This is a genomic window from Saccharothrix sp. 6-C, assembly GCF_016695385.1.
GTDB classification, from domain to species: Bacteria; Actinomycetota; Actinomycetes; order Mycobacteriales; family Pseudonocardiaceae; genus Actinosynnema; species Actinosynnema texasense.
Genome location: NZ_CP064192.1, coordinates 235,827 through 256,988, shown reverse-complemented (window position 1 = coordinate 256,988; position 21,162 = coordinate 235,827). Strand labels below are relative to the sequence as shown.

20 protein-coding genes are annotated in these 21,162 nt (G+C 70.6%); 4 read left to right on the top strand and 16 right to left on the bottom strand.

What is annotated here, in order from left to right; translation table 11 throughout:
* Positions 1-33: 33 nt before the first annotated feature.
* Both IOD16_RS01235 and dapE read right to left on the bottom strand, forming a co-directional pair.
* Positions 34-798, bottom strand: coding sequence for a TIGR00730 family Rossman fold protein (locus tag IOD16_RS01235; RefSeq protein ID WP_123744069.1), 765 nt, complete (start codon positions 796-798; stop codon positions 34-36).
* Positions 799-808: 10 nt separating this feature from the next.
* The gene (dapE, locus tag IOD16_RS01230) at positions 809-1,888 is read right to left on the bottom strand and encodes a succinyl-diaminopimelate desuccinylase (protein WP_123744070.1); all 1,080 of its coding nucleotides are present in this window, start codon (positions 1,886-1,888) and stop codon (positions 809-811) included.
* Positions 1,889-1,913: 25 nt separating this feature from the next.
* On the opposite strand from dapE, the gene dapD reads away from it, so the two are divergent.
* Positions 1,914-2,885, top strand: a complete 972-nt coding sequence (dapD, locus tag IOD16_RS01225) for a 2,3,4,5-tetrahydropyridine-2,6-dicarboxylate N-succinyltransferase (RefSeq protein WP_236594675.1) — start codon at positions 1,914-1,916, stop codon at positions 2,883-2,885.
* A gap of 193 nt (positions 2,886-3,078) precedes the next feature.
* Here the strand turns inward: dapD and dapC are convergent, their stop codons facing one another.
* The gene (gene dapC, locus IOD16_RS01220; protein ID WP_201438562.1) at positions 3,079-4,179 is read right to left on the bottom strand and encodes a succinyldiaminopimelate transaminase; all 1,101 of its coding nucleotides are present in this window, start codon (positions 4,177-4,179) and stop codon (positions 3,079-3,081) included.
* On the bottom strand, positions 4,176-4,502 hold the full coding sequence (gene fdxA / locus IOD16_RS01215; protein ID WP_123744073.1) for a ferredoxin: 327 nt from the start codon (positions 4,500-4,502) through the stop codon (positions 4,176-4,178). Before fdxA ends, dapC begins: the two co-directional genes overlap by 4 nt.
* A 146-nt stretch (positions 4,503-4,648) precedes the next feature.
* Between fdxA and IOD16_RS01210 the strand changes: the two genes are divergently transcribed.
* Positions 4,649-5,386, top strand: coding sequence for a GNAT family N-acetyltransferase (locus tag IOD16_RS01210; RefSeq protein ID WP_201438561.1), 738 nt, complete (start codon positions 4,649-4,651; stop codon positions 5,384-5,386).
* Here IOD16_RS01210 and IOD16_RS01205 read toward each other — a convergent pair.
* The 10 genes from IOD16_RS01205 to typA all read right to left on the bottom strand — a co-directional run bounded on the left by IOD16_RS01205 (position 5,362) and on the right by typA (position 18,249).
* Entirely contained in the window at positions 5,362-6,105 is a 744-nt protein-coding gene (locus tag IOD16_RS01205) for a hypothetical protein (protein ID WP_201438560.1), read from the bottom strand. The two genes, IOD16_RS01210 and IOD16_RS01205, sit on opposite strands and share 25 nt — an antisense overlap.
* Positions 6,086-6,478, bottom strand: a complete 393-nt coding sequence (locus tag IOD16_RS01200; RefSeq protein WP_123744076.1) for a hypothetical protein — start codon at positions 6,476-6,478, stop codon at positions 6,086-6,088. Before IOD16_RS01200 ends, IOD16_RS01205 begins: the two co-directional genes overlap by 20 nt.
* Positions 6,475-7,314, bottom strand: coding sequence for an N-acetyl-1-D-myo-inositol-2-amino-2-deoxy-alpha-D-glucopyranoside deacetylase (gene mshB / locus IOD16_RS01195; RefSeq protein ID WP_123744077.1), 840 nt, complete (start codon positions 7,312-7,314; stop codon positions 6,475-6,477). The genes IOD16_RS01200 and mshB overlap by 4 nt, the downstream gene beginning before the upstream one ends.
* Positions 7,315-7,402: 88 nt before the next feature.
* A complete protein-coding gene (locus IOD16_RS01190; protein WP_236594674.1) occupies positions 7,403-8,470 on the bottom strand; it encodes an ABC transporter ATP-binding protein in 1,068 nt (355 codons plus the stop codon).
* A complete protein-coding gene (locus tag IOD16_RS01185; RefSeq protein WP_201441138.1) occupies positions 8,467-9,633 on the bottom strand; it encodes an ABC transporter ATP-binding protein in 1,167 nt (388 codons plus the stop codon). The genes IOD16_RS01190 and IOD16_RS01185 overlap by 4 nt, the downstream gene beginning before the upstream one ends.
* A gap of 38 nt (positions 9,634-9,671) precedes the next feature.
* Positions 9,672-10,631, bottom strand: a complete 960-nt coding sequence (locus IOD16_RS01180) for an ABC transporter permease (protein WP_123744079.1) — start codon at positions 10,629-10,631, stop codon at positions 9,672-9,674.
* Positions 10,624-11,622, bottom strand: a complete 999-nt coding sequence (locus IOD16_RS01175; RefSeq protein ID WP_123744080.1) for an ABC transporter permease — start codon at positions 11,620-11,622, stop codon at positions 10,624-10,626. The genes IOD16_RS01180 and IOD16_RS01175 overlap by 8 nt, the downstream gene beginning before the upstream one ends.
* Before the next feature lie 150 nt (positions 11,623-11,772).
* The gene (locus tag IOD16_RS01170) at positions 11,773-13,596 is read right to left on the bottom strand and encodes an ABC transporter family substrate-binding protein (protein ID WP_201438559.1); all 1,824 of its coding nucleotides are present in this window, start codon (positions 13,594-13,596) and stop codon (positions 11,773-11,775) included.
* Positions 13,597-13,887: 291 nt separating this feature from the next.
* A complete protein-coding gene (locus IOD16_RS01165) occupies positions 13,888-15,621 on the bottom strand; it encodes an ABC transporter family substrate-binding protein (protein ID WP_328809405.1) in 1,734 nt (577 codons plus the stop codon).
* Positions 15,622-16,347: 726 nt separating this feature from the next.
* Positions 16,348-18,249, bottom strand: coding sequence for a translational GTPase TypA (gene typA, locus IOD16_RS01160; protein WP_123744083.1), 1,902 nt, complete (start codon positions 18,247-18,249; stop codon positions 16,348-16,350).
* Positions 18,250-18,396: 147 nt separating this feature from the next.
* Here typA and IOD16_RS01155 point away from each other — a divergent pair, with 147 nt between their 5' ends.
* On the top strand, positions 18,397-18,618 hold the full coding sequence (locus tag IOD16_RS01155; RefSeq protein WP_201438558.1) for a hypothetical protein: 222 nt from the start codon (positions 18,397-18,399) through the stop codon (positions 18,616-18,618).
* Between the two features lie 46 nt (positions 18,619-18,664).
* On the opposite strand, the gene IOD16_RS01150 is transcribed toward IOD16_RS01155, so the two are convergent.
* Positions 18,665-18,964, bottom strand: coding sequence for a YciI family protein (locus tag IOD16_RS01150; RefSeq protein WP_123744085.1), 300 nt, complete (start codon positions 18,962-18,964; stop codon positions 18,665-18,667).
* Positions 18,965-19,157: 193 nt separating this feature from the next.
* Between IOD16_RS01150 and trpS the strand changes: the two genes are divergently transcribed.
* Positions 19,158-20,123 carry a tryptophan--tRNA ligase gene (gene trpS / locus IOD16_RS01145; protein ID WP_201438557.1) on the top strand — a complete coding sequence of 322 codons (966 nt, stop codon included), beginning with the start codon at positions 19,158-19,160 and terminating at the stop codon, positions 20,121-20,123.
* A gap of 222 nt (positions 20,124-20,345) precedes the next feature.
* Here the strand turns inward: trpS and IOD16_RS39870 are convergent, their stop codons facing one another.
* Positions 20,346-21,161, bottom strand: a complete 816-nt coding sequence (locus tag IOD16_RS39870; RefSeq protein WP_236594673.1) for an NUDIX domain-containing protein — start codon at positions 21,159-21,161, stop codon at positions 20,346-20,348.
* Position 21,162: the final 1 nt, after the last annotated feature.

Genomic DNA, 21,162 nt, shown 5'->3' with positions numbered 1-21,162 from the left:
CGACGCCCGGCCGGACCACCGGCCCGCCCGCGGTCAGTGCGCGTCCGCCCAGGCCTTGTGCGCGTCGTTCACCACGCGCACCGCGTCGTCGATGTCGTCGGTCAGGTACAGCAGGTCCAGGTCCTTCTCGCCGACCTTGCCGCTGGCCAGCACCGACTCGCGCACCCAGTCGTAGAGGCCCTGCCAGTACGACTTGCCGAACAGGACCACCGGGAATTTGGTGACCTTCTTCGTCTGCACGAGCGTCAACGCCTCGAACAGCTCGTCGAGCGTGCCGAACCCGCCCGGCAGGCAGATGAACGCCTGCGAGTACTTGATGAACATCGTCTTGCGGACGAAGAAGTAGCGGAAGTTCACGCCGAGGTCGACCCACGGGTTCAGGCCCTGCTCGAACGGCAGCTCGATGCCGAGGCCGACGGAGAACCCGCCCGCCTCCGAGCAGCCCCGGTTGACCGCCTCCATCGCGCCCGGCCCACCACCGGTGATCACCGCGAACCCCGCCTCGGCCAGCGCGGCGCCCAGCTTGCGCCCCGTCTCGTACTCGGGGTGGTCGCGGCCGGTGCGGGCGGAGCCGAACACGGTCACCGCGCTCGGCACCTCGGCCAGCGCGCCGAAGCCCTCGACGAACTCCGCCTGGATGCGCAGCACGCGCCACGGGTCGGTGTGCACCCAGTCGCTGTGGCCGCGCGAGTCCAGCAACCGCTGGTCGGTGGTGGTCAGCTCGTCGCGGCGCTCGCGACGCAGGACGACCGGTCCGCGCTGCTTCTCCTTGGGGTGCTCGTCCACGCTGTCCGTCATTGGCCGGAGTCTAGCCGCGCGCCTGGTCGTGACCGAGGAAGCGGCGCAGCACGTCGGCGCACCGCCGGATCTGGTGCACCGGGACGTGCTCCTGCCGGGTGTGCGCCAGCGTCGGGTCCCCCGGTCCGAAGTTCACCGCCGGCATGCCCAGGGCGGCGAAGCGGGCCACGTCCGTCCAGCCGAGCTTGGCGACGGGGACGCCGCCGGCGGCGGCGACGAGCTCGCGGGTGGTCGGCGAGGCGAGACCGGGCAGCGCGCCCGGCGAGCTATCGGTGACCGTGACGTCGTAGCCCTCGAACACCTCCCGCAGGTGCTGCTCGGCCTGCTCCGGGGTGCGGTCGGGGGCGAAGCGGTGGTTGACGGTGAGCACCGCCTCGTCCGGCACCACGTTGCCCGCGACGCCGCCGCCGATCTTCACCGCCTGCAGGCCCTCGCGGTACCGGCAGCCGTCGATCTCGACCTGCCGCGGCTCGTAGGCCTCCAGGCGGCGCAGGACCTCGCCGACGGCGTGGATCGCGTTCACGCCCATCCAGCCGCGCGCGGTGTGGGCGCGGACGCCCTTCGTCCGGACCTCGACGCGGATCGTGCCCTGGCAGCCCGCCTCGATCACGCCGTTGGACGGCTCGCACACGATCGCCAGGTCCCCGCGCAGCCACTCCGGCAGCTCGCGCTCGATGCGGCCGAGGCCGTTGCGGACGGCGTCGATCTCCTCGCAGTCGTAGAAGATGAACGTCAGGTCGTGGCGCGGGTCGGCGACCGTCGCGGCGAGGTGCAGCATCACCGCGTCGCCGCCCTTCATGTCGACGGTGCCGCAGCCGTGCAGGACACCGTCCTCCAGGCGCGACGGCAGGTTGTCGTTGATCGGCACGGTGTCGAGGTGGCCGGCGAGCACGACCCGGGTCGGGCGACCGAGGTTCGTGCGGGCCAGCACGGCGTTGCCGGACCTCGTGACCTCCAGGGCCGTCTGGTCCCTGAGGGACCGTTCGACGAGGTCGGCGATGCGGGCTTCGTCTTCGGAGACGCTGGGCGTGTCGACCAGCGCGGCGGTCAGCTCGACGGGATCGGCGGCGAGGTGCAAGGTGTCGGCCACTCGGCGCACGTTACCGTTGGCACCCGTGAGCACCGCAAACCCCACCGGCGCGTACGGCGTCGGACTCGCCACCGTCACCCCTACCGGCGCTGTGCTGGACACGTGGTTCCCGTCGCCGTCGCTCGGGACCGCGGAGCCCGGTGTGGCGCTGCTGTCGTCCGCGGAGGTGTCGGTCGAGCTCGGTGAGGCCGCCGCCAAGCAGCTCGGCGCGGACGCCGAGCGCGACGTCGAGGTCATCGGCGTCCGGGTCGGCATCGGCTCGCTGGCCGACGCGCCCACCTCGACCTACGACGTGTGGCTGCGGCTGCACCTGCTGTCGTCGCGGCTCGTGCGGCCGCACGGCGCGAACCTGGACGGACTGTTCGGGCTGCTCAACAACGTGGTGTGGACGAACTACGGGCCGTGCGCGGTGGAGGGGTTCGAGCAGACCCGGCTGCGGCTGCGCGCACGTGGCCCGGTGACCGTGCACGGGGTCGACAAGTTCCCGCGGATGGTGGACTACGTCGTGCCCAGCGGGGTGCGGATCGCGGACGCGGACCGGGTGCGGATGGGCGCGCACCTGGCGTCCGGCACGACCGTGATGCACGAGGGTTTCGTGAACTTCAACGCCGGCACGCTGGGCACGTCGATGGTGGAGGGCCGCATCTCGGCCGGTGTCGTCGTCGGCGACGGCTCGGACGTGGGCGGCGGCGCGTCGATCATGGGCACGTTGTCCGGTGGCGGCAAGCAGGTCATCTCGGTCGGCGAGCGCTGCCTGATCGGCGCGAACGGCGGCGTGGGCATCTCGTTGGGCGACGACTGCGTCGTGGAGGCCGGCCTCTACATCACCGCGGGGACGAAGGTCACCGGCGAGGACGGCGCCGTCGTCAAGGCGGGCCGGCTGTCCGGCATGTCGAACCTGCTGTTCCTGCGCGACTCGACCACCGGCGTCGTCAAGGTCCGCTCCCGCGAGGGCCAGGGCATCGAGCTGAACGCCGCCCTGCACGCCAACGACTGACCCCGCGCGTGTCCTACGTTCCGAACGCGCGTGTCCTACGTTCCGAACGCGCGTGTCCTACGTTCCGAACGCGCGTGTCCTACGTTCCGGTACCCCGAGTTGAACATTCAGGACAAGATCCACTGTTCTGAGCGTTCAACTCGGGTGTTCCGAACGTAGGACACGCGCGTTCTAGACGTAGGACACGCGGGGGTCAGGGGGTGAGGCGGGTGGTGGCGGTGGCGATGGCCGAGTCGGTGGCGGTCAGGGCGATGCGGACGTGCCGGTCACCCGTCGGGCCGTAGAACGTGCCCGGAGCGGCCAGGATGCCGCGCTCGGCGAGCCAGCCGACGGTGTCCCACGCGTTCTCGCCGTCCCGGGTCGACCACAGGTACAGGCCGGCCTCCGAGTGGTCCACGGTGAAGCCCGCCGCGGTCAGCGCCGGCAGCAGCACGGCCCGCCGCGCCCGGTACCGCTCGCGCTGCTCGGCGACGTGCGCGTCGTCGTTCAACGCCGCCGTCATCGCCGCCTGCACCGGCCGGGGCATGATCATGCCCGCGTGCTTGCGCACCTCGAGCAGCGATGCCACCAGCGCCGGGTCGCCCGTCACGAACCCGGCCCGGTACCCGGCGAGGCTGGACGACTTGGACAGCGAGTGCACGGCCAGCACCCCGTCCAGCGAGCCGCCGTTGACCGACGGCAGCAGCACGGACACCGGCTGCGCGTCCCACGCCAGCGCCAGGTAGCACTCGTCGGACGCGACGACTGCCCCGACGGCTCGCGCGTCGGCCACGGCCCGCGCTAGCTGCTCGTCGGACAGCACCCGGCCGGTCGGGTTGGACGGCGAGTTCAGCCACACCAGCGACGTGCCGGGCGGGGGCGGCTCGCCGTCGGCCAGCCGCACCGGGGTGGCGCCCGCCAGCCGCGCGCCCACCTCGTAGGTCGGGTACGACAGCGCCGGGATGGCCACCACGTCGCCCGGCCCCAGGCCCAGCAACGTCGGCAGCCACGCCACCAGCTCCTTCGACCCGATGGTCGGCAGGACCGCCGCCGGGTCGAGCCCCGTCACGCCGTGCCGCCGCGCCAACGCGCCCACGACCGCCTCGCGCAACGCCGGCGTGCCGTGCGTGGTCGGGTAGCCGGGTTCGTCGGCGACGGAGCCGAGGGCGTGCCGGATCAGTTCCGGGACCGGGTCCACCGGGGTGCCGATGGACAGGTCGACCACGCCGCCGGGGTGCGTGCGCGCTTTGGCGGCGTGGTCGGCCAGCGAGTCCCAGGGGAAGTCCGGGAGCCTCCGCGAGGTGCCGGAGGTCACTCGTGCGACGCCTGCGGGGGGAGTGCCTTGATGACCGCGGGGTCGGCGCTGACCTTGCCGACCTTGGAGGCGCCACCGGGTGAGCCCAGCTCGTCGAAGAAGTCCACGTTCGCCTTCGTGTACTCCTTCCACTCGTCGGGGACGTCGTCCTCGTAGTAGATGGCCTCGACGGGGCACACCGGCTCGCAAGCACCGCAGTCGACGCACTCGTCCGGGTGGATGTAGAGCATCCGGTCGCCTTCGTAGATGCAGTCGACGGGGCACTCTTCGATGCACGCCTTGTCGAGCACGTCCACGCACGGCTGGGCGATCACATAGGTCACTGCGCTCTCCTGCTCTTGTTCTGGTCCACACCGCGCAAGCCGGAGAGTACGCGGCGGAGTCGATTGTCCAACGCCCAGGCTTGCCTTAACCGCACCGTGCTCCACCTCACAGACCCACGTCCACCGGGGCGGTGCACGATGCGGGGGTGCAGCACGTCACCGACTTGGAGCAGCGGTGCGCCGACGCGTGGCCGGCGCTGGTCGACCGGCCGCTCGGGCAGTGGCGGCTGCGGGCCGCGGGCGGGTTCACCGGACGGGCCAACAGCGCCTTGACCACGGGCGATCCCGGGATGCCGGTGGTCGACGCGCTCGCCGAGGTGATCGACTTCGCGACCGCCAACGGCATCGGGCCGACCGCCCACGTGGTGATCGGCGCGCCCGCCGAGGCCGGGGTCGCGGCCGCCGGGTGGCGGGTCGATGTGGATCACCCGGGTGGTGCGGAGTCGCTGGTGATGACCGGCAGGCCGGCTGGGTTCGCCACCCCGAAGGAAGCCGAGGTGGACATTTCGGACTTCCCGTCTCCCGGATGGTGGGAGCTCGTCGCCCGGCCCGACCCCACCCCCGCGCAGCGGCACGTGCTCGCGTCGGGCGGGCAGGTCGGTTTCGGCGCGGTCGTCCGGGACGGCCGGGTGCTGGCCGCCGTGCGCGGCGCCGTCGTCGGCGACCTGCTGCACGTGGCACGGCTCGCCGTGCGCCCCGAGGCGCGCCGGCTCGGCCTGGCGCGGCGGCTGATGGGCGGTCTGGCCGCGTGGGGCGTCGACCGGGGTGCGACGACGTGCGCGTTGCAGGTGGCCGAGCACAACAAGCCCGCGATCACGCTCTACGAGTCGTTGGGCTGCGTCGAGCACCACCGCTACCGCTACTGGGTGTCGAACCACGCGTAGGCGGCCTTGCGGACCCGTTTCAACGCCGAGCGCTCGCCGAAGTAGTCGCCCACCACGCCGACCACGGGCAGCATGCCCAGCGCCTGGTGGTGCAGCCGGCCCTGCGGGCGCTTGTCCAGCTCGTCCTCCAGCTTCCAGAGGACCTTGGCGAGCTTCCAGATGGTCGCGCCGATCGCCCGGAACGTGGACCGCTGCCGCAGCTCCTCGGTGAGCGCCGCGGTCTGCTCGTCCTCGGTGCTCGTCTCGCCGGGCTGCCGGTCGACCGGCAGCCCGTCGACCTCCCGCTGGAACAGCACGTGCGCGAGCAGCCGCACGCGGTCCTCGGTCGAGGTGAACCCGTGCTCGCCCGCGATGGCCGACAGCAGCAGCCCCTGCCCGGCCGCGCCGAGCGCCGACTGGACGGGCAGCCGGTCGGCGAGCACGCCGCCGATCCCGGGCAGCGCGGCGACCAGCGACACGAGGCGGCCGACCCGGTTGAGCCAGAACTCGTCGCGCTGGAGCACGTCCATCCGCGTCCACGCGGCCGTGCCCGGCACCTTCACGGCGGCCAGCCGGTCCCAGAGCTTGTCCACGAGCTTGCGGTCGGCGTCGCGTTCGGCCTCGCGGTCGCGCAGCCCCAGCAGGTTCGCGTCGCGCAGGGTGTCCAGCAGCGGTCCGGTCGCCCGCACGAACGGGCGCAGCGCCCGCACCACGTCCCGGTCAGTGATCGTCTCCGGCACCGGCGGTCCTCCCCATGTGCGCGCCCACCGCGATGGCGCCCGGCAGCGCGCCCCCGGCGAACAGCACCAGGGTGCGCCAGTCGTTGAGGAGTACCACGTCCCCTCCCGGTCCGAACAGGCCGAACAGCAGCAACGTGCCGGTCCACACCAGCAGCGGCGACACCACGGACAGCGTGCGGCGCCCGTGCCACGAGGCGGCGACGACCAGCATCGGCGTGGTCACGATCGCGAGCACCACCGTGATCGGGAACGGCAGGTCGTCCACGCGCGGGAGCAGGGTGCCGTCCAGCCGCACGGGCAGGAAGAACAGCTCCAGCACCGCGAGCACGAACGCCGCGACCGCGATCCCGACAAGAGCGAGGCGATCGGTCAATCGAGCCCCCCGAACAGGTCTGTCTCCGCGCCCGCCGCGGGACCCTTGGCCAGCACGTAGTACTCGGCCTGCGCGACGGGCTGCGCGATGCCGTTGGACAGCGCGTAGGCGGCCCGGCCCGAGCCGTCCTGCCACACGCTGATCTGCGTGGAGTGGGCGCGCAACGCCCGCAGCTTCGCGACCAGGTGCTCGGAGATGTCGATCGTGGTGGTGATCGCGGCGTCGTCGGTGACCACCAGCTCGTCCTCGGCGGGCAGCCGCCACGGCAGGTCGCCGACCTCGGCCAGCGCCGCCGCGCCCGCCTCGGTCGCGGCGCGGGACGTCACGGCGTGGAAGACGCGGTCCACGTCCGTCGCCGCGGCCGTGGTGATCTCGTGCGCCCGGATGTGGTCGGGGTGCCCGTAGCCGCCGAACGCGTCGTAGGTGACGACGACCTGCGGCTTCACCGACGCGATGATCTCCGACAGGGCGGCGGCCTGCTCGTCGGCCGAGCCGTTGACGAAGGCGCGCGGGTGGCTGTTCGCCTCGACGCCGGCCATCCCGGAGTCCCGCCAGCGGCCGATGCCGCCGAGGAACCGGTGGTCGGTCACGCCGAGGGCCGCGCAGGCCGACCTCAGTTCCGCGACCCGGTACCCGCCGAGCTGGTCGGCGGCGTCCGCGGTCAGCTCCTGGAGCGCCGGCGGGATGATCTCGCCCTCCTCGCCGAGGGTGCAGGTGACCACGGTGACGTGCACGCCCAGCGCGGAGTAGCGGGCGATCGTGCCGCCCGTCCACAGGCTTTCGTCGTCGGGATGTGCGTGTACCAGCAGCAACCGTGGTGGAGCGGTGAGCGTCACCGGAAGAGACTAATCGGTGTGGGGTGGCCGCTGTTCCGCAGCCGGCGGCTCGGTCCCCCGCGAGGCCGCGGGGGACCGATTCCGGAACTCACCCCACCAGCGCCGGGACCACTTCGGCGAAGTGGCACGCCGAGAGCGTGCCGCTGCCGTCGCCGCGGCGTTCCAGCTTGGGCTCCTCGACGGCGCAGATGTCCTGCGCCTTCCAGCACCGGGTGCGGAAGCGGCAGCCCGACGGCGGGTTCACCGGCGAGGGCACGTCACCGGTGAGCACGATCCGCTGACGCCGGCGCTCCACCTTCGGGTTCGGCACGGGCACCGCGGACAGCAGCGCCTGCGTGTACGGGTGCATCGGCCGGGCGTAGATGTCCTCCCGCTCGCCGATCTCGATGATCTTGCCGAGGTACATCACGGCGACCCGGTCGGAGATGTGCCGCACGACCGACAGGTCGTGCGCCACGAACAGGTACGCCAGGCCCAGGCGTTCCTGCAGCTCCTCCAGCAGGTTCACCACACCGGCCTGCACCGACACGTCCAGCGCGGACACCGGCTCGTCCAGCACCACGAGCTTCGGGTTCAGCGCGAGCGCCCGGGCGATGCCGATGCGCTGGCGCTGGCCGCCGGAGAACTCGTGCGCGTACCGGTTGCGGTGCTCCGGGTTCAGGCCCACCAGCTCCATGAGCTCGTTGACCCGGTGCTGCACGTCGCCGCCCGCGTCCGGCGGCAGGCCGTGGATCTTGAACGGCTCGGAGATCAGCTCGTTGATCTGCCAGCGCGGGTTCAGCGACGCGTACGGGTCCTGGAACACGATCTGCATGTCCCGCCGCACGCCGCGCAGGCCCTTGCCGCGCAGCTTGGTGAGCTCGCGGCCCTCGAACTTCACCGAGCCGGACGTCGGCTTGTGCAGCTGGAGGATCGCCCGACCGGTGGTGGACTTGCCGCAGCCGGACTCGCCGACCAGGCCCAGCGTCTCGCCCGGGTAGAGGTCGAAGCTCACCCCGGACACCGCCTGGACCTGCCCCACGGTGCGCGGGATGATGCCGCCGCCGCGCACCGGGAACGACTTGACCAGGTCCTTGACCTCCAGCAGCGGGGTCTCGCCCGGACGTCCGCCCGAGGCGAGGCCACCGGCCTGGGGGTTGATGTCTGTCGAGGTCATGAGGTCGGCTTCTCCTCTTCGTGCAACCGAGCTTCGACCACGTCGAGGTCCTCGCTCACCGGGATGTCCGGGTTCGCCATGGTCAGCGACGCGGGGTTCTCGACCACGCCGATCTCGTCGTGGGCGAACAGCCGCTGCGGGTTCTCGATGGTCGCCAGGTGCGCGGAGCGGTGGCACCGCGCGAAGTGGCCTGCCCGGTCGGTCTCCAGCAGCAGCGGCTCGGTCTCGCGGCACTCGTCGATCGCCAACGGGCAGCGGGGCGAGAACGAGCAGCCCTGCGGCAGGTTCATCAGCGACGGGGGCGCGCCCTTGATCGGGGTGAGCCGCTTGCCCAGCAGGTTCGGGTTCGGGATCGAGCCCAGCAGGCCGACGGTGTACGGCATCCGCTGCGCCTCGAAGACCTCGTCCACGGTGCCCTGCTCGACGACCGTGCCGCCGTACATGACCTGCACGCGGTCCACCATGCCCGCCACCACGCCCAGGTCGTGCGTGATGACCATGATGCCCGCGCTCGTCTCGTCCCGGATGCGCAGCAGCGTGTCCAGGATCTGCGCCTGCACGGTCACGTCCAGCGCCGTGGTCGGCTCGTCCGCGATGATCACGTCCGGGTCGTTGATGATCGCCATCGCGATCATCGCGCGCTGCCGCATGCCGCCGGAGAACTCGTGCGGGTACTGCGAGGCGCGGCGGTCCGGCTGCGGGATGCCGACGAGTTCCAGCGCCTCGACGGCCTTGGCCCAGGCGGCCTTCTTCGACACGTCGTGGTGCGCCCGGTGCGCCTCGGCGAGCTGCCAGCCCACCGTGTACACCGGGTTCATCGAGGTCATCGGATCCTGGAAGATCATCGAGACGCCGTTGCCGCGGACCGGCTGCATCTGCTTGTAGTTCAGGCCGACGAGCTCGCGGTCCTTGAACTTGATCGACCCGCCGATCTTCGCGGTCTTGGGCAGCAGGCCCATGATCGCCATCGACGACACGGACTTGCCGGAACCCGACTCGCCCACGATGCCCAGCACCTCGCCGGGGCCGAGGGTGAACGACACGTCCCGCACCGCGTGCACGGTGCCGTCGTCGGTCGGGAAGTCGACCGACAGGTTCTCGACCCGGAGCAGCTTCTCGCCGCCGACGGTGTTGTCGAAGATCGACTCGGTCAGGGCCGTCATCTGGTTGCCACCTCCGGCGGCGGTCACGTCCACCTCGCTCATGCCTTCACCCTCCTCTGCCGCGGGTCGAAGGCGTCCCGGAGACCGTCGCCGATGAAGTTCACCGCGAGTGAGATCAGCACGATGAACACGAACGGGGTGAGGAACAGCCACGGGTGCAGCGTCAGTTCGTTCTTGTTCAGGCTGATCATCAGGCCGAGCGACGTGTCCGGGCTCTGCACGCCGAGGCCGATGAACGACAGCGCGGCCTCCAGCAGCACGGCCTGCGCGATCGCCAGCGTGGCGTTCACGATGATCACGTCCACGGTGTTGGGCAGGATGTGCCGGAACACGATGCGGAACGTGGACGCGCCCAGCGCGCGGGCCGCCTCCACGAACTCCTTCTCGCGCAGCGACAGCACCATGCCGCGGATCACCCGGGCGATCGACAGCCAGCCGATCAGGCCCAGGTAGAGCGCGACGATCAGCCAGTTGCTGCCGCCGCTGCCGCCCGCCACCGCCACCACGAAGCTGTTGCGCACCAGCACGGCCGCGATGATCAGGCTGGGGATCACCAGCAGCAGGTCGATGAAGCGGCTGATCAGGGTGTCGACCCAGCCCTTCATGTAGCCGGCCAGCGCGCCCAGGACCACGCCGATGACGGTGGACAGCACCGCCACCACGATCGCGATCTGGAGCGAGAACTGCGTGCCGCGGATGATCAGGGCGACCATGTCGCCGCCCAGCCGGTCCGTGCCGAACGGGTGGTCGGCGCTGGGCGGCAGGTACCGCTTGAAGCCGAGGTCCGTGTACGGGTACTTCCAGAACACGCCGCCGAAGAAGGCGAACAGCACCAGGATCGCGAACAGGACCGAGCCGACCAGGGCGGCCTTGTGCCGGGTGAACCGGCGCAGGACCACCTGCCACTGCTTGCGCGCCGTGGTCGCGTCGAACGTGCTCACCTCGCCGCCCGACTGGGGCGCGGGCGCCTGCGCCACGGGGGAACCGATCTCAGTCAAGGCGAATCCTCGGGTCCAGGAAGGCGTACAGGATGTCCGCGATCAGGTTGAACACGATGATGAACACGGCCGTGAGCATCATGAAGCCGAGCACCTGGTACGGCTCGATCTTCGTGATGGCCTCGACGATGAACTTGCCCATTCCGGACCAGCTGAAGACCGTTTCGGTGATCACCGCGCCGCCGAACCCGGCGCCGATGTTGAGCGAGGAGACCGTGATGATCGGGATGAGCGCGTTGCGGAACGCGTGCCGGAAGATCGACCGCGCCTCCGAAATGCCCTTCGCCTGCGCCGTGCGGACGTAGTCGGCGTTGAGCGTCTCCAGCATCGAGGCGCGCTGGAAACGGCTGTAGAGCGCAAACTGGATGACCACCAGCGAAATGGTGGGCAGGATGTACGCGCCGCTGTACTGGAACACCTGCTGGCCGAAGCTGCCGCCGAACCCGTCGCCTGGCGGACCCGCCGTGATGATCCACCGGTCGGCCCCGATGGACTCCAGCCAGTTGTTCAGCTCGATACCACCGGCCTTGAGCACCAGGGCGACGCAGAACAAGGGCATCGAGAACATGGCGAACGATATTCCGGTCGCCGTGTAGTCGAATATCGAATACTGTCTGACCGCGCCGATGACACCGACGGCGATGCCGAGCAGCAACGCGATCAACTCCGCGCCCAGGATCAGCCGCAGCGTGACGCCGAAGGCCTTGAGCAGCTCGTCCTTGACCGGCTTGCCCGCGTTGCCGGGGACGACGGACTCGCCCCAGTCACCGGTGACGAAGTCGCCGGCCCAGTTTACGTAGCGCTCCATGAACGGCTTGTTGTAGCCCGTCCGCTCGTACGCGGCAGCGATTTCCGCCGGTGTCCGGGCCTTCTGGAGCTTCCACTCGCCCAGGGGATCACCCATGGCGTTGACCAGACCGAAGCAGAGGAATGAGGCGACGATCAACAGCGGAATCGAGATCAACAACCGCCGGATTATGTAACGGAACATGACGAGTCTCTAGTCTCCCTAGGCACCCCCGCGTGCAAGCGTGGGAGCCTACCGGACGCGGACACCCTCCGGGGGGCCGGTGCTTGTGGCACCGGCCCCCCGGCGGTTGGGTCGTGCTTTTCCAGCTGGGCTCACCGAGCCCGGCGGTTACTACTTCTTCTGCCAGGCGTACAGGTTCCAGGTCACGCCACCGCCGACACCGATGTACGAGATCGGCCCGATGTCCGCGCTCGACGCCGCGAAGTCGGTCAGCTGGAACAGCGGGACACTGTGCAGGTCGTCCCGCATGATCTTGTCCGCGTCGTTCATCATGGTGATGCGCTTCTGGTAGTCCAGCTCGCTGTTCGCGGCCGCCCACTTCTCCGTCAACGCGGCGGAGTCGTAGTTGTTGTAGTTGGCCGTGCCGCCCTTGTCCTTCTGGGCGTAGTTGCCGTACGCGCCGGCCTTCAGCGGCTGGCCGACCCACGCGAACAGCGCGGCTTCGAACTCGCTGGCCGGGAGGCGCTTGTCGTTGAAGTCGGCCGCCTGGTCGTCGACGATCTCGATGCCGGCCTGCTTGCACTTGTCCTGCAGGATGCGGACGGTGTCCGCACGGCGCTGGACGATCTTGTGGCCGAGCTTGAAGGACGCGCGGAACTCGCCCTTGGTGTAGATGCCGTCGGCGCCCTGCTTCCAGCCGCCGTCCTCGAGGGTCTTCTTGGCCGCCGCGACGTCACCCTTGCCGGTGTCGCTGTAGTGGTCCTCGTAGCCGACCTCGTTCGGCATGAACGTCAGGCTGCCCAGCGGCTTGGCGTTCGGGTCCACGTCCGCCACGAGCTTCTCGACCAGGCCGTCGCGGTCGAAGCACTGGGCGATCGCCGTGCGCAGGTCCTTGTTCTCCTTGAACAGGGGCAGCGCCATGTTGAAGTCGACGTGCTCGTACGTCTGGCCACCGGCCGCGAAGACGTTGAACGCGCTGTCACCGCGCAGCTGCTGCGCCACGGCGGCGTCCGCCTGCGGGGCGATGACCTGGACTTCCTTGTTCTGCAGCTGCTGAGCGGCAGACTGGGCGTCCGTGTTCGTCTTCAGGATGACCTTGGACGGGCCACCGGGGTTGCCCCACCACTTCGGGTTGCGCTCCAGGACCGTCTGGTCCTTGAGGTCGGCCGAGGTGATGACGTACGGACCGCCGGACAGCGCGACCGCCGGGTCGAAGCCCCGCCAGCCGGTCGTGTAGAACTCGGCGATCTTCTTGACCGTGTCGTCGTTCTGCGCGGGCGAGATCTTGGTGATGTCCGCGACGCCGGTCTTCTGCTCCAGGATGTGCGCCGGCAGCAGGCTGTCGCTACCGGGCTGCGAGAACAGGGCGCGGTAGTCCGCGAACGCCTTGTCCTTGAAGAACGTGGTGGTGATGGTCTTGCCGTCGTCGGAGCACTCGAGCTTCTCGATGTCCTTGTAGCCCGTGTCGGACGAGTCGAAGATCGAAGCTTCCGTGCCGTCTTCGCCCTTGACGGTGGCCTTGCTCGTCGCGGCCAGCCACTTGAGGTGGAAGTCGTCGCAGTCGATGGCTTCGCCGTCGGACCAGACGGCGGCCTTCTGGACCTTCCACTCGATCGCCTGCGGGTCGCTCGACGTCACCTTGATGGACTCCATCAGGTCACCGTCGATCTTGATGATGACCTTGCCGTCGACCAGCTCGGTGATGTACGGCGAGGGCTGCACGTTCGACAGCGCGATGGTGCTCGCGAAGTTGTTCGTCGCGCCGATGTTGTTGTTGTAGTTGCTGAAGCCCTCTTCGACGGCGATCGCGACCTCGCCGATGTCCTCCACCTTCGGACGCTTCAACAGCTCGTCCTGACCACCGATCGCGCCGGGGTCGAGGTCCTGCGGCCCGCCTTGATCGCCGCTGCCCGAGCCGCCGCCGCCGCACGCGCTCAGCACGAGCGCGGCTCCGGTCAACAGCGCAAGCGCCGAGACAGCCTTTGATCTCCTCATCGACACGTGCCCTCCTAGCACTGGGTTGGAGCGACCGTTTGGGCCGACTTCCACCCATAACCGTGATGTGCCAAACGCGCCCCGAACCGACACACCGTTGCAGCACGATAAGAACCAGTGCGCGGCACGGTCACTGCCCATCGGCCGATCGTGACCAAAGGGTGACACGTTGGTCGCAGCATGCGACTCCGTCGTTACCGGGCGGGAGCGTTCGTTAACCGGACGACGAGAATACTGTCAATACTGCACCGCGAACGCATCTTGAAGCCAGTGTTTCGTCCGGGTCAACGGTCAACGTTCCACGCGCCGCCAGGAGCGCGCGGTGCTCAGCGGACCGGCGAACGGAGCACCGGCGGAGACGTTCTCCGCCTCCGGTAGGACCACCAGCAGGTCCGCTACCTGGAACAACGGCAGCGAGACGGCCTGCTGCCAGAGGATCGGCTCGATGGTCCGGAGGGCGTCGGCGAGCAGCACCTGGCCGCTGAGGGCCTGGTCGATCACCGGCTGGACCGCCTGGTCGCAGAAACCGGACAGATTCGCCGGAAAGGGTGTACCGCCGTCCTCGGGTGACGGACGGCACCCGAATGTGGAAGCCAGAACGGCCGCGGAATCGCCGGTGTCGACCTGTGGCACGACGGCAATGTCGACCGGCTCATTGGAAGGGGCGGTATCCGACAGATCTTGGCCGAACAACTGATTGGGCGGCGTTGTCAGGACGCGTGCGGCGATTCCGGACAATGACAGTTGACGCTGGACGCGGTTCGCGACGGTCACGTACGGCTCGATCCCGGCGGGTGCGGCGATGGTCAACTCGAACGGCTTGCCGTCCCTCAACCACTGCCCGCCCTCCGGTCGGGTGTAACCCGCCTCAGTGAGCAGTAGCGCCGGGTCACCGGCCTTGGCGGGCATCGTCGGGAGGTGGCCGGGCTTGCTCGGCGGGATCACCTGGGCGTCCGCGCGGAGGCCCGCGCTGGGTCCGCTGCGGGTGCCGGTGGCGATCAGGTCGTCGCGGTCGAGCAGGTTCATCACGGCGGTGCGCACGCGCAGGTCCTGCATGCGCGGCGAGGCGGGCCGGAAGAGCAGCTGGACGACCTCCGCGCGGGGCACGACCACGCTGGCGAGCGACGTGGTCTTGGCCAGCTCGTCGATGTCCTTGACCGCGATCGCGTCCGCGTGGATGAGGGCGACCTGGTCGTCACCGGTGTTCAGCGCCTCGATCGTGTCGTGCTGGTTCGCGCGGCGCAGGATCACCCGGTCGAGCGCGGGCGGCGCCTCCCAGAAGCGGTCGCTGCGCTCGAGGATGATCTCGCCGCGCGGCTGGTCGAGCGTGCGGACCGCGAACGGCCCCGCGGTCGCCGGGAAGCTGTCCGCGAGGGCCGCGCCCCACCCCCCGGGGGCGTCTTTCAGCAGGTGGGCGGGCAGGAGGTTGCGGAACAGGCTGCGCCAACCGGGGTAGGGCTTGTCGAACACGACCTCGACGACCTTGCCGCCCTCCCGGCTGGCGATGTCGTCGATGAGCCGGTACCCGGCGGGGTCGACCACCCCGGGCTCCTCCCGCATCCGCTGCCACAGGTAGACGAAGTCCTCCGCCGCGATGGGCGCCGAGTCCGACCAGCTGGCATCCCGCCGCAACGTGTACGTCACCGTGTAGGGGTCCGCGCTGGTCACCTCGGCGCTCACCACGAGGTCCAGGTCGAGCTTCGGGCTGCCGTCCGCGTCGGTCCGGAAGGTCGAGGGCAGGAGCAGCGCGGACAGCGCCGTCGTGACGCTGCTCTGACCGGCCAGCGTGTGCGGGTTGTAGCCGCCCTTGACGTCGTCCACGCCGACGACGACCTCGTTCTGCTTCTCCTTCGGCACGACCGTCACCCCGGGCGTCGACGGCACGAGGGGCAACGGCGGCGCGGCCGTGCAACCCGCTCCGACCAGCGCGAGCGCAGCCACCACCGCAAGAACCCTCCGCGTCCCCATGGGTACGAGCGTGCCAGACGACGCTGACAGTTGACTCCCAACCCCACCACTGCCCACGCGACACGCCCCGGTGGCATTCGCACGCCGGGCGCGTCGGTCGACGTCGCCGGACGCGTCGCCGGCGCCGCGGCCGGGATCGGCGATCGGTCCGGCGTCAACGGCAGCCCCGGCCCGGCGATCGTGCGGGGCGGGCAGGGGCCACCGAGTGCGACAGCCGGGGCCGGCGAGCTCCGGGCGGCGGCTGGACGGGTGGGCGCGGAGCCGACGCGCAGGTGGGGAGGGCGCGCACGGCGGCTGGGCCGGCGGGCGCGGGCGCGAGGCCAGCCGCGCGGCGCGCGGGCGCGCGGGCGGGGGCGGGGGCCAGGCGTGCGGGCGCGGGGGCCGGGGCGCACGGGCGCGGGCCGGCGGCGCGGGCGCGAGTGGGGGCGCGGCGTGCGGCCAGGCGCGTGGCCGGGGCGCGGGCGTGGGGGCGGGGCGGCCCGCGTGGGGCCGGGGGCCCGGTGCGGGCAGGTGGCGGGCGGGCTGTGGAGGTGGCAGGCGGGAGGGGCGGTGGCCGGTGGGTGTGGGAGGTGGTGGGGATCGGGGGGTGGTCGGCGGCGGGGCGGTCGGTCGGTTTCCTCATGTTCCAACCGAGGGACGGTAACAGGGTTACCGTACATTTTCGGCCTATGTTCACCCGATCGTGTGCGGTGGTCACGGGCGGAGGGGGCGGTAAACCGACGGGCACCCCCGGCCGAAGCCGGGGGTGCCCGTCGGACAGACCCTATATATAAGGAGCGGAGGTCAGCCCCGCAACTTGTTGCGGCTGCGCTCACGGCCGCGCTGGTTGGCGTCCAGGATCACCTTGCGCACCCGCACGACCTCCGGCGCGACCTCGACGCACTCGTCGGCGGCGCAGAACTCGAGCGCCTCCTCCAGCGACAGCTTCCGCGGCCGGGCCAGGGTCTCCATCACGTCGGCCGTCGACGTGCGCATGTTCGTCAGCTTCTTCTCACGGCAGACGTTGACGTCCAGGTCCTCCGCGCGCGGGTTCTCGCCGACGACCATGCCCTCGTACGCCTCGGCGCCGGGCTCGACGAAGAACGTGCCCCGGTCCGCCAGCTGGATCATCGCGTACGCGGTGATCTGGCCCGACCGGTCGGCGACGAGGGAGCCGTTGTGCCTGGTCCGGATCTCGCCGGCCCACGGGGCGTAGCCCTCGGACACCGCGTTCGCGATGCCGGTGCCGCGAGTCTCGGTGAGGAACTCGGTGCGGAAGCCGATGAGGCCGCGCGACGGCACGACGTACTCCAGCTTGATCCGCCCGGAACCGTGGCCGGACATGTTCTCCATCCGGCCCTTGCGGTTGGCCAGCAGCTGGGTGATGGCGCCCAGGTGCTCCTCGGGCGCGTCGATCGTCAGCCGCTCGAACGGCTCGTGCAGCTTGCCGTCGACGGTCTTGGTGACCACCTGCGGCTTGCCGACGGTCAGCTCGAAGCCTTCGCGCTTCATCTGCTCGACGAGGATGGCCAGCGCCAGCTCACCGCGGCCCTGCACCTCCCACGTGTCCGGCCGCTCGGTGGGCAGCACGCGCACCGACACGTTGCCGACCAGCTCCGAGTCCAACCGGGCCTTGAGCACCCGCGCGGTCAGCTTGGTGCCGCCGCCGCGACCCGCCAGCGGCGAGGTGTTGACGCCGATCGTCATCGAGATCGCGGGCTCGTCCACGGTGATCCGCGGGAGCGGCTCGGGGTTGTCCACGTCGGCGAGCGTGTCGCCGATGGTGATGTCCGGGATGCCGGCGATGGCGACCAGGTCACCGGCCTTCGCCGACTCGGCGGGCACGCGGTCGAGCGCCTCGGTGATCAGCAGCTCGGTGATGCGGACCTTCTGGATCGTGCCGTCCTCACGGCACCAGGCCACCGTCTCGCCCTTGCGGATGGTGCCCGCCTCGATCCGGCACAGCGCGATGCGGCCGAGGAACGACGACGCGTCGAGGTTGGTCACCAGCGCGCGCAGCGGCGCGTCGGAGTCGCCCAGCGGGGCCGGGATGTGCTTGAACAGGACCTCGAACAGCACGTCGAGGTTCTCCTCGTCGGGCAGGCCGCCGTCCTCGGGCTGGTTGAGCGACGCCCGGCCGGCGCGCGCCGAGGCGTAGACGACCGGCAGGTCGAGCACCGAGTCGTCGGCGCCGACCTCGCTGGCCAGGTCGAGCAGCAGGTCGTGAGCTTCCTCGACGACCTCGGAGATCCGGGCGTCGGGGCGGTCGACCTTGTTCACCACCAGGATCACCGGCAGGCCGGCGGCCAGGGTCTTGCGCAGCACGAACCGGGTCTGCGGCAGCGGGCCCTCGGAGGCGTCGATGAGCAGCACGACGCCGTCGACCATGGAGAGGCCGCGTTCGACCTCGCCGCCGAAGTCGGCGTGACCCGGGGTGTCGACCACGTTGATGGTGACGGGACCGTCGGGCGTGTGGCGGCGCACGGCGGTGTTCTTGGCCAGGATCGTGATGCCCTTCTCACGCTCCAGCTCGCCCGAGTCCATGACCCGGTCGACGAGCTCGGCACGTTCGGAGAAGGCCCCGGACTGGCGGAGCATGGCGTCGACGAGGGTCGTCTTGCCGTGGTCAACGTGCGCGACGATCGCGACGTTGCGCAGGTCGTTGCGGACCAGCGTTTCCTTGATCGACGCGGTGGCCGTGGGCACGCGGAACTCCTAGAGCTGTTTGTGCGAGGGAAGCCAGGCGCCGGACGTTGGATCGCGCGCAGCCTCAGTACAGCTTACCGGGCGGAGTGCCCTTACCACACACGGACGGCAGGTGAGGTCAGCCTCACCTACTCTGAGGACACCCGGATGAGTGGAGCACGCCGCGTGGGCAAGGTCAAGGTGAAGAAGAAGTGCTGCCGTTCCACACCGAGGTGCAAGAGCTGTCCGGTCGTGGTGCTGCTCAAGGCTCGGGAGAAGGCCGCGAAGATGGCGGCCAAGCAGGAGCGCAAGGCGCGGAAGGAGCGGGAACGGGGCAAGAAGGCCGGGAAGAAGAGCGGGAAGAAGGGCGACCTGAAGCCGGCCGCGTGAGGGCCGCCGCCCGGCCGACGCCGGGTGGGACGGGGCCGCCCGCGGGCTAGCCCACCACCGCCTCGTTGATCCCGGCCAGCTCGGGCGCGGTCCGGGTGGCCTGGAACTCCACCACCTGGTACTTCGCCAGCTTGCCGACCGCGAACGGGTCGGTGGCCAGCAGCGCGTCCAGCTTCCCGCGCGCCATCGGCCGCGCGATGATCACGCCGCCCACGCGGGGCACCTGCCGGCCCGAGGCCAGGAAGTACCCGGCCTCGTACTGCTTCCTCAGCCACTCCACGTGGTCCGGGAGGGCGTAGTCGACCTCGTCCAGCGGTGCGGTGTACTCCAGCAGCACGACGTACATAGGAGAAATGTAGACCCCCGACACAGGGGGGTTACACGCTAGAATCGCGGTTGTGCGCACTCTTTACCCGTTCTGGTGGTCCGCCTTCAGGCGGCCCTGAGAACTGCGCGTCAGACGAACGCAGGCCGCCCGCTGGGGCGGCCTTCGTGCTTTCGGGGGTCGGGTCGAGCGGGCAGACCCCGAAGGGATCACCATGATCAGGCTGTCCGCGATCACCCCGTCCGGCCCCGTCCAGCTCGGCAACTACCTCGGCGCGATCCGGCGGTGGGCCGCCGAGGGCACCGAGGAGGACGTCTACTTCATCAGCGACCTGCACGCGATGACGACGTCGCACAACCCGTCACGACTGCGGTCGCTGACCCGGGAGCAGCTGGCGGTGCTCATCGCCGCCGGCGTCGACCCGCGGTCGGTGGCCGTGCAGTCCGACCTGGTCCGCGAGCTCGGCGCGCTGACGTGGGTGCTGGAGTGCACCTGCACCTACGGCGAGGCGGCCCGGATGATCCAGTTCAAGGAGAAGTCGGCGGGCCGGTCGTCGGTCCGGTTGAGCCTGCTCACGTACCCGGTGCTGATGGCGGCCGACATCCTGCTGCAGGGCGCGCACGAGGTGCCCGTCGGCGACGACCAGCGGCAGCACGTGGAGCTGGCGCGGGTGCTGGCGCGGCGGTTCAACGGCACTTACGGCGAGGTGTTCACCATGCCCCGGTCCGTGGTGCCGCCGACCGCGGCGCGGGTGCGCGACCTGGCCGATCCGTCGCGGAAGATGGCGAAGACGGCGAAGGACGCGGCGGGCACCGTGTTCGTGCTCGACCCGCCGGACCTGGTGCGGCGCAAGATCCGGCGTGCGGTGACCGACGACCGGGGTGAGGTGCGTTACGCGCCGGAGGAGCAGCCGGGCGTGGCCAACCTGCTGGAGATCCTGGCGGCGTGCACCCGGAAGGACCCGGCGGAGCTGGCGGGTTCGGTGAAGGACTACTCGGAGTTGAAGGAAGCCGCGGCGGACGCGGTGGTCGAGGAGCTGCGTCCCGTGCGCGAGGTGACGCAGGGGCTGCTCGACGACCCGGCCGAGCTGGACCGGGCGCGGGCGTACGGCGCGGAACGCTCGCGTGAGCGGTGCCGCCACCGCCTCGACGCCGCCCTGCGCATGTCCGGCCTGGGCTGACCTCCACCCCGCGCGAGAGTCCAACCTCCACGCCGCGTGAGTCCTACCTCCAGAACGCGCGTGTCCTACGTTCGGAAGGCGTGTGTCCTACGTTCAGGCACCCCGAGTTGAACGTTCAGCACTAGATCCACTGCGCTGAGCGTTCAACTCGGGTGTTCTGAACGTAGGACACGCGTGACGTGAACGTTGGACTCGCGCGGGGTGGGGGTTGGACTCTCGGGGTCAGGGGAGGAGGGGGCGGAGGGCGGGGAGGAGGACGCGGTCGGCGGGCAGCCAGTCGACGGAGTCGAGGGTGGCGGAGGTCAGCCAGCGGATCGCCTGGTGGTCGGTGGGGGCCGGGGTGCCCGAGGTCAGGGTCGCGGCGTAGGCGCGGAGCAGGAGGTCGGGGCGCAGGGGGACGTCCGGGCCGATCCGGTCACCGGGGGTGACGGTCACGCCCAGTTCCTCCGCGCACTCGCGGACCACGGCGGCGTGGTCGGTCTCGTCCGGCTCCACGCGCCCACCCGGGAGCTCCCACTTGCCGGCGGCCTCGGGCGGGTAGCTGCGCTGCTGGGCCAGGAGGCGGCCGTCGTGGACGATCGCGGCACCTACCACCACGCGCGCCCTCAACAGCTCGGTGCTGCGCGCGGCCACCGCGGCGGCACGCGCTTGCAGCACTTTCAGGGCCAGGCCGCGGCCCACGAGGACGTCCGCCAGCCGGCCGAACGGCCCGCCGGGGCTCGACCACTCGACCGAGTCGACCACCATCGTGCCGCCGCCGGTGTGCAGCAGGTCCGTGACCAGCGTGAACTTCGGCAACGGCCCGCCGACCAGCTCCGCCGACACGCCGGTGGTGTCGGCCCGCGTCACGACCAGCGTCCCGGTCACCGGACCCACGGACCCGGCCAGTGAGGCACCCACGTGCAGCACCGGCGCCCCGCCGGTGATCCGCACGCCCAATCCCCGCACGGCACGGGCCAGCAGTCGCGCGTCGAGCAGCGCGGCGGCGACGGTCCGCAACGGCGCGTCGACGAGGGTGGTGGTTCTCAGCTCGGGCACG